Below are 7,708 nucleotides of genomic sequence, written 5' to 3'. Positions count from 1 at the left end.
CATCGAGTGGTGCGACGGTTCGGACGAGGAGTACCAGCGCCTCGCGGACCTGCTGGTGGCTCAGGGCACCGGCCGTGGCGCTGGGGGTCGGGCCGCCCGGGGCGGGGCACCCGCCGGCGTCCGGCACCCAGCCGAAGTCCACCCGGTACCCGGCCTGCGGTGCGAGCAGCAGGCCCTGTCCGGCCCCGTCCCCGCCGACGGCCCCACCGAGGGATCCGCCCACGGACCCGCCCGCCGCGGCACCCGCGCCCGGGGCGGGCAGGCCGGTCGCCGGGTCGCCGGCCGTGTGGTCGCTCACCCGGATCCGACCGGCGTCCGTCCCGGTGACGGCGACGACCGAGACCGCTCCTGGCCCACCGAGCCTGCACGCGCGCCCGGAGACGTTGAGCACCGTGAAGTACCCGTAGATCCGCCCGGCGGCGTCGGCCCTGCCGGTCTGCGCGGTGCCCTGCCCGAGGTCGCCGCGGGTGCAGAGCGGCACCAGCACCTCGCCGCCGCTGCTGGACGCGGTGGTGGGGGCGGGCAGACCCGGCCCCGTGCCGGCCGTGGTCGCCCCGGGGCTGGGCGGGGCGCTGGCGGAGCCGGACGGGCCGCCACTCGTGCCGGTGCCGCTCGTGCCGGAGTGCGGAGACTGGTTGGGGCCGACGGGGTCGTCGCCGGACTTGGTTCCGCCGACGGGGGCGGAGGCCGTCCCGCCGTGGGCGCCGGGTGAGCCGGGGCCGCCGGACAGGCCCAGGTGGTCGTCGTCGTGCAGGGCGGGCAGTGCGATGGCCACCGCGAGCGCCAGCGCGGCGGCTCCGGTCCAGGCGCCGCGCACGGCGGCGCGCCGTCGGGGTACGGCGTGGCGGATGCGGTGCAGGCCCGCGGGGTCGGGCTGGACTTCGGAGACCGCGCGCTGCATCAGCTCGCGGATCCGCCGTTCCTCCGCGCTCAGTCCGTCCCGGCTCAGTCCGTCCCGGCTCAGTCCATCGCGACTCAGTCCGTCCCGGTTCAGCCCGTCCCGGTCCAGCCCGTCCCGGTTCGGGCCTCCCGGGTGCGGCCCGCCCGGCTTGAGCCCGTCCCGGTGCGGCCCGCCCGGCCTCGGCCCGTTCGTACTGCCGGGGCCGCCCCTGTCGTCAGCCATGCCCGGCCTCCATCTGGACCCGCAGCGCGGCGAGCCCCCGCGAGCCGTACGCCTTCACCGAACCGAGCGAGATGCCCAGGGTCTCCGCGACCTGCGCCTCCGTCATGTCCACGAAGTAACGCAGCACCAGAACCTCCCGCTGACGGCGTTGCAGACCCCGCAGCGCGGCCTTCAACTGATCGCGCTCCAGCGCATCGTAGGCTCCTTCTTCTGCACTGGCCATGTCAGGCATGGGCTTCGGCAGCAGCCGCAGGCCGAGGATCCGGCGACGCAGCGTGGAGCGGGACAGGTTGACCACGGTCTGCCGCAGGTAGGCGAGCGTCTTCTCGGGCTCGCGGACCCGGCGCCGGGCCGCGTGCACCCGGATGAACGCCTCCTGGACCACGTCCTCGCAGGTCGAGAGGTCGTCCAGGAGCAACGCCGCCAACCGCAGCAGGGAACGGTAGTGGGCCTGGTAGGTCTCGGTGAGCAGGTCCTCGCTGGTGCCCGCGCTGGTACCGGCACCGGAGTCCGCCGGGCCGGGTGGGACCGCCTTCATCTGACTGTCTTCCGGCCTATCCGCAGGCCAATGGGCGCGCAGCGGGAACGTCACCGCGGCCGTTGCCGAGATGCCCGCCCCTGCCCTCACCATCACGTTCGCCACGCCCGTTGGACACTCGATCCCCTGTCATGGTTGCCCAGCCCGGGGGACATTCTCGCGCATGGGCCGGAGCGGCCTCCAGGGGATACGGCCGATTCCACGATCGGTCCGGCGGAGGGATCCGGATCCGTGTGCCCGGAACGTGGAGCACGGCGCCCGGAATGTGGACGGTGCGTGAAGCCCGCTTCGTGAGACGCGAAACCCGGCCCGTGAGACGCGGGGCCCGGAAAGCGGACGGCGGCGCCACCCCGGACCGTGCGGCGCGGGGCCGTGGAACGGACGGGACGTCACCCCCCGACCCGTGCGGCGCGGGCCGCGCACGCGGACGGGGCGTCAGCCGGAGAGCTCGCCCGCGACCAGTTCGGCGATCTGCAGGGCGTTGAGCGCCGCCCCCTTGCGCAGGTTGTCGCCGCAGAGGAAGAGGTCCAGCGCGGCCGGGTCGTCCAGCGCCCGGCGGACCCGCCCGACCCAGACCGGGTCCGTCCCGACGACGTCGTTCGGGGTGGGGAACTCACCCGACGCCGGGTCGTCGTAGAGCACCACGCCGGGGGCGTCGCGCAGGATCTCCTGGGCGTGCTCCTGGGTGACCTCGCGTTCGAAGACGGCGTGCACGGCCAGCGCGTGGGTGCGCACCACCGGGATGCGGACGCAGGTCGCGGAGACCTTGAGGCCGGCCAGGCCGAGGATCTTGCGCGACTCGTCACGGAGCTTCAGCTCGTCGGACGCCCAGCCGCCGTCCATCAGCGAGCCGCTCCACGGCACCGCGTTGAGCGCCAGCGGGGCGGCGAACGGCCCGTGGTCGGCGATCACCGCGCGCAGGTCGCCGGTCTGCTCGCCGACCTCGGTGCCGGCGACCAGCGCGACCTGCTCGCGCAGCGCGTCCACGCCGGCCCGGCCCTCGCCCGAGGCGGCCTGGTAGGAGGCGACGACCAGTTCGCTGAGCCCGTACTCGGCGTGCAGCGCGCCGAGCGCCGCGATCATCGTGAGCGTGGTGCAGTTGGGCCCGGCGATGATGCCGCGCGGGCGCATCCGGGCCGCCGCCGCGTTGACCTCGGGGACGACCAGCGGGACGGCGTCGTCCATCCGGAACGCCGCGGAGTTGTCGACCACCACGACGCCCTTGGCCGCGGCGACCGGCGCCCAGCGGGCGGAGACGTCGTCGGGCACGTCGAACAGCGCGACGTCGATCCCGTCGAAGACCTCCTCGGTGAGCGGGAGCACCTCGACGAGCTCCCCGCGCACGACCGGCTTGCGGCCGGCCGAGCGCGGGGAGGCGACGAGGCGCACCTCGCCCCAGATGTCCTGACGGAGGGGGAGCAGGCCGAGGAGCACCTCGCCGACCGCGCCTGTGGCGCCGACGACGGCGAGGTTCGGCCTCCGGGTCATCGCCCGGTGCCTCCGTAGACGACCGCCTCGTCCGACTCGCTGTCCAGCCCGAAGGCGGTGTGGACGGCGCGCACGGCCTCGTTGACGTCGTCGGCGCGGGTGACGACCGAGATCCGGATCTCCGAGGTGGAGATCAGCTCGATGTTGACGCCGGCCTCGGAGAGCGCCTCGAAGAAGGTCGCGGTGACGCCCGGGTTGGAGCGCATGCCGGCGCCGACCAGGGAGATCTTGCCGATCGCGTCGTCGTAGCGCAGCGACTCGTAGCCGATGCCCTCCTTGACCCGGCCGAGCGCGTCGATGGCCTTCTGGCCCTCGGTCTTCGGCAGGGTGAAGGAGATGTCGGTCAGCCCGGTCGACGCGGCGGAGACGTTCTGCACCACCATGTCGATGTTGACCTCGGCGTCGGCGATGGCGCGGAAGATGCGCGCCGCCTCGCCCGGCTTGTCCGGCACGCCGACGACCGTGACCTTGGCCTCGGAAGTGTCGTGGGCGACTCCGGAGATGATGGCCTGCTCCATCTCGCCCCCTTCGGGCTGGTTCGGGTTGTCGTTGCTGACGATCGTCCCGGGAAGGCCCGAGAAGGACGAGCGTACGTGAATCGGGATGTTGTAGCGCCGCGCGTACTCCACGCAGCGGTCGAGCAGGACCTTGGAACCGGACGATGCCAGCTCCAGCATGTCCTCGTACGCGATCCAGTCGATCTTGCGGGCCTTCTTCACCACGCGCGGGTCGGCGGTGAACACGCCGTCCACGTCGGTGTAGATCTCGCACACCTCGGCCTTGAGGGCCGCGGCGAGGGCGACGGCGGTGGTGTCCGAGCCCCCGCGGCCGAGCGTGGTGATGTCCTTGCTCGTCTGCGAGACGCCCTGGAAGCCGGCCACGATCGCGATGTTGCCCTCGTCCAGGGCGGTGCGGATGCGGCCCGGCGTCACGTCGATGATGCGCGCCTTGTTGTGGACGGAGTCGGTGATGACACCGGCCTGGCTGCCCGTGAAGGACTGGGCCTCGTGACCCAGGGATTTGATCGCCATGGCCAGCAGGGCCATGGAGATGCGCTCTCCAGCGGTCAGCAGCATGTCGAACTCACGGCCGGCAGGGATGGGTGACACCTGCTCCGCGAGTTCGATGAGCTCGTCCGTCGTGTCGCCCATCGCGGACACCACGACGACGACCTCATGGCCGGCCTTCTTGGTGTCGACGATTCGACGGGCCACGCGCTTGATGCCCTCGGCATCCGCAACGGATGAGCCGCCGTACTTCTGCACGACAAGGCCCACGTGCGCTCCTCGACTTGTGTCGTTTCGGGGGCCCGGGGCCCCCGTACCCCCGGGTGGCGGGGGTAGTGCGGTCGGCGTCAGTCTACCGAGCAGGGGTGCCGCGACCGCCGCTTTCCATATGATGAGACGCCTGTTTCAGCAGGTGAGCGCCGTGACCGGGGTGGCCACCGGCAGGTCTGCGGGGCATCCGGGACGCTCCCGAAGAATCGGCGGACGAACGGACGGCGGCCCCGGGGTTTTCCTTCGCGGCCCCGGAGCCTGAGGCTTGCGTCACAGTCCGCCCTCCGCCCCGGCGGTCTACCGTCCGAGCCCCAGCTCGGCCGCCATCAGGTCGCCGGCCTGCTGCTCCAGCTGCTCGTCGGTGAGGCCGTCGTCGTCGGTGTCCGCACCGTCCGGAACCGCCCCGAGCGGGCTGTCCAGCCGGACGTGGGCGATCAGCGACTGCAGCGCCCGCAGCACCGCCGAGCAGGTCGTGCCCCAGTTGGAGAGGTACGAGAACTGCCACCACCAGAGCGCCTCGCTGACCCGCCCCTCGCGGTAGTGGGTGAGCCCGTGCTGGAGCTCGCTGACCACGCCGGCCAGGTCGTCCGAGATCCGGAAGGCGTTCGGCTTCTCCGGCGGCCCGTACGGGTCGAAGACCTCGTGGTAGACGTCGATGGGTGCGAGCAGCTCGGCCAGCCGCTCGCGCAGCTGCTCGCCGTCCGGCTCCGGCCCGGCGTCGGGCTCGAAGCGGTCCTCGGGGACGACGTCCTCGATGGCTCCCAGCCGGCCGCCGGCCAGCAGCAGCTGCGACACCTCCAGGAGGAGCAGCGAGACCGCGCTGCCGGGCTCGTCGCCCTTGGCGACCTCGGTGACGGCGAGCACGAAGCTCTCCACCGAGTCCGCGATCTGCACCGCGAAGTCGTCGGGCTCCGAGCCGTGCGCGTGGGTGTGCGGGGCGTGGGTGTGCGGGGCGTGCCGGTCCGGGGCCGGGCCGGCCGGGTGGGGGCCGGCCTGGTGGGGCGTGTGGGGCTGCTGGTTGATCGTCCGGTCAGACATCGAGCAGTCGTCTCCCTTCGAAGGCGCGACCGAGGGTGACCTCGTCCGCGTACTCCAGATCCCCGCCGACGGGCAGGCCGCTCGCCAGCCGGGTCACCTTCAGGCCCATCGGCTTGCAGAGCCGGGCCAGGTAGGTGGCGGTCGCCTCCCCCTCCAGGTTGGGGTCGGTGGCCAGGATCAGCTCGGTGACCGTGCCGTCCGCGAGGCGCGCGAGCAGCTCGCGGATCCGCAGGTCGTCCGGGCCGACACCCTCGATCGGGCTGATCGCGCCGCCCAGCACGTGGTAGCGGCCGCGGAACTCGCGGGTGCGCTCGATCGCGACGACGTCCTTGGACTCCTCGACCACGCAGATCACCGCGAGGTCGCGGCGCGGGTCGAGGCAGACCCGGCACTGCTCGGCTTCCGCGACGTTCCCGCAGACCGCGCAGAACCGGACCTTGTCCTTGACCTCCAGCAACGCGTGCGCCAGCCGGCGGACGTCGACGGGGTCGGCCTGCAGGACGTGGAAGGCGATCCGCTGCGCGCTCTTGGGCCCGACGCCGGGCAGCCTGCCCAGTTCGTCGATGAGGTCCTGAACCACGCCCTCGTACACGTCGCGCCTTCCCTAGGTGGCCGGTGCCGGCCGGTCGGTGGTGCACCCGCTCGGGGTACTCCGGTGCCATCATCCAACGAACAGGGCGCCGGGCGCACCGCCCGACGCCCTACTCCCGCATAAATCACACAGGTCCGTCGCCTGAACTTCAGAGCATCACGACCCCGGATCCTCCCCACCGGTCGGGGAAGGTCCGCAGGTCAGAAGGGCAGACCCGGGATGCCGCCGCCCAGGCCCTGGGTCAGCGGGCCCATCCGCTCGGCCTGCATCTTCTGCGCGGTCTGGTTCGCGTCCCGGACCGCCGCCAGGATCAGGTCGGCCAGGGTCTCGGTGTCCTCCGGGTCGACGGCGGCCGGGGCGATGGTCAGCGCCACCAGCTCACCGGCACCGGTCACCGTGGCCTCGACCAGGCCGCCGCCCGCCGAACCGTTCACCTTCGCCTCGGCCAGCTCCTGCTGGGCCTGGGCGAGGTCCTGCTGCATCTTCTGCGCCTGCTTGAGCAGCTGCTGCATGTTGGGCTGGCCACCACCGGGGAACACGGCTCACTCCCTTGCGTTCGGGTTCGTCTTACGGGTTCGTCTTGCGGACACGTCTGTGCGACACGTCCATGCGACACGTCCATGCGACACGTCCTGCTCGGATCGCGTCGTCCGCGGCAGCCGTGGCGGCCGCGTCTCGCGCGTCGTCGCGTCGTCGCGTCGTCGCGTCGTACGCATCATCACGTCGTCGCGCCGTACGCGTCGTCACCCCGAGCCTACGTGGTGCTCGTCCGTCAGCCGCCGCCGTGGCGGATCTCCTCCAGGACCGTCGCACCCAGCTCCCGGATGATCAGCTCCTGACCGGAGAACGTCTCCTCCTTGAGGTCCGGGTCGTCCTCCTCCGGAATGTCGTCCTCCAGGGCGACCGCCGGACCGGCGGGCGCGGCCGACCGGGCCTGCACGGGCTGGGCAGGCGCCACCGGGGCGGCCGGTGCCATCGACGCGGCCGGGGCCGCCGGGGCGACCTGTGCCGACGGGGGTGCGGCCACGGGCGCGGGCGGCGGGACCGGCGCGGGCGCAGCAGGCTGCGCCGGGGGCGCGAACGCCGCCGGACGCGCCGGAGGTGCACCCCAGCCGCCGCCGCTGTTGCCACCGCTGTTGCCGAAGCCGCCGCCGGCGGGTGTCGCGCCGCCGCCCGCTCCGGCGGCGACCCCGCCGGACGAGCCGCCCGAGGGGTCGACGATGCACTCGATCCGCCAGTCCACGCCGAGCGCGTCCGACAGCGCCTGGCGCAGCACGTCGTCACTGTTGCTGCCGACGAAGCTGTCCCGGGCGCCCGCGTTGATGAACGACACCTGGAGCACGCTGCCGTCGAACCCGGCCACCTGGCCGTTCTGGCTGAGCAGGATCCAGGTGAAGCGGCGGCGGTTCTTCACCGCCTCCAGGATCTGCGGCCACATCTGGCGGATCTGCGTGGCACCCTGCTGCGCGGCGCCCGACGGCTGCCCGCCGGCCTGGGCCGCCGCGGGCGCGGGGGCCTGCGCCGGCTGCGGCTGCGGCTGCGGCACGGCCTGGACGGGGGCGGCCTGGACGGGGCTGGGCTGGGCCGGGGCCTGCTGCACGGGCGCGGGCTGGGCGGGCGCGGGCGCGCCGCCGGCCGGCGGGAAGCTGCGC

Annotated in this window: 6 protein-coding genes and 2 pseudogenes; all 8 read right to left on the bottom strand. The window is 73.3% G+C overall.

From position 1 onward, the window contains the following. Nucleotides 1-1,123 (bottom strand): annotated as a pseudogene (locus ACFC1F_RS41925) (hypothetical protein); the annotation flags it as partial. After that, a complete protein-coding gene (locus ACFC1F_RS41920) occupies nucleotides 1,116-1,661 on the bottom strand; it encodes a SigE family RNA polymerase sigma factor (protein ID WP_148644040.1) in 546 nt (181 codons plus the stop codon). The pseudogene ACFC1F_RS41925 and the gene ACFC1F_RS41920, both read right to left, overlap by 8 nt. A gap of 435 nt (nucleotides 1,662-2,096) precedes the next feature. Beyond that, entirely contained in the window at nucleotides 2,097-3,149 is a 1,053-nt protein-coding gene (locus tag ACFC1F_RS41915) for an aspartate-semialdehyde dehydrogenase (RefSeq protein ID WP_376166904.1), read from the bottom strand. Further along, nucleotides 3,146-4,426, bottom strand: a complete 1,281-nt coding sequence (locus ACFC1F_RS41910; protein ID WP_148644038.1) for an aspartate kinase — start codon at nucleotides 4,424-4,426, stop codon at nucleotides 3,146-3,148. Before ACFC1F_RS41910 ends, ACFC1F_RS41915 begins: the two co-directional genes overlap by 4 nt. A 297-nt stretch (nucleotides 4,427-4,723) precedes the next feature. Further along, nucleotides 4,724-5,464 carry a DUF5063 domain-containing protein gene (locus tag ACFC1F_RS41905; RefSeq protein WP_376166902.1) on the bottom strand — a complete coding sequence of 247 codons (741 nt, stop codon included), beginning with the start codon at nucleotides 5,462-5,464 and terminating at the stop codon, nucleotides 4,724-4,726. Then, complete coding sequence (recR, locus tag ACFC1F_RS41900; RefSeq protein WP_209417322.1) at nucleotides 5,457-6,056, bottom strand: recombination mediator RecR; 600 nt, start codon at nucleotides 6,054-6,056, stop codon at nucleotides 5,457-5,459. The genes ACFC1F_RS41905 and recR overlap by 8 nt, the downstream gene beginning before the upstream one ends. A gap of 200 nt (nucleotides 6,057-6,256) precedes the next feature. Then, on the bottom strand, nucleotides 6,257-6,595 hold the full coding sequence (locus ACFC1F_RS41895) for a YbaB/EbfC family nucleoid-associated protein (protein ID WP_209417321.1): 339 nt from the start codon (nucleotides 6,593-6,595) through the stop codon (nucleotides 6,257-6,259). A gap of 233 nt (nucleotides 6,596-6,828) precedes the next feature. Then, nucleotides 6,829-7,708 (bottom strand): annotated as a pseudogene (locus ACFC1F_RS41890) (DNA polymerase III subunit gamma and tau); the annotation flags it as partial.

It is taken from the genome of Kitasatospora sp. NPDC056181 (genome assembly GCF_042266225.1).
Classification (GTDB): Bacteria; Actinomycetota; Actinomycetes; order Streptomycetales; family Streptomycetaceae; genus Kitasatospora.
Note: the sequence above shows the minus strand (reverse complement) of the source record. Positions and strands in the feature narration are given on the sequence as shown.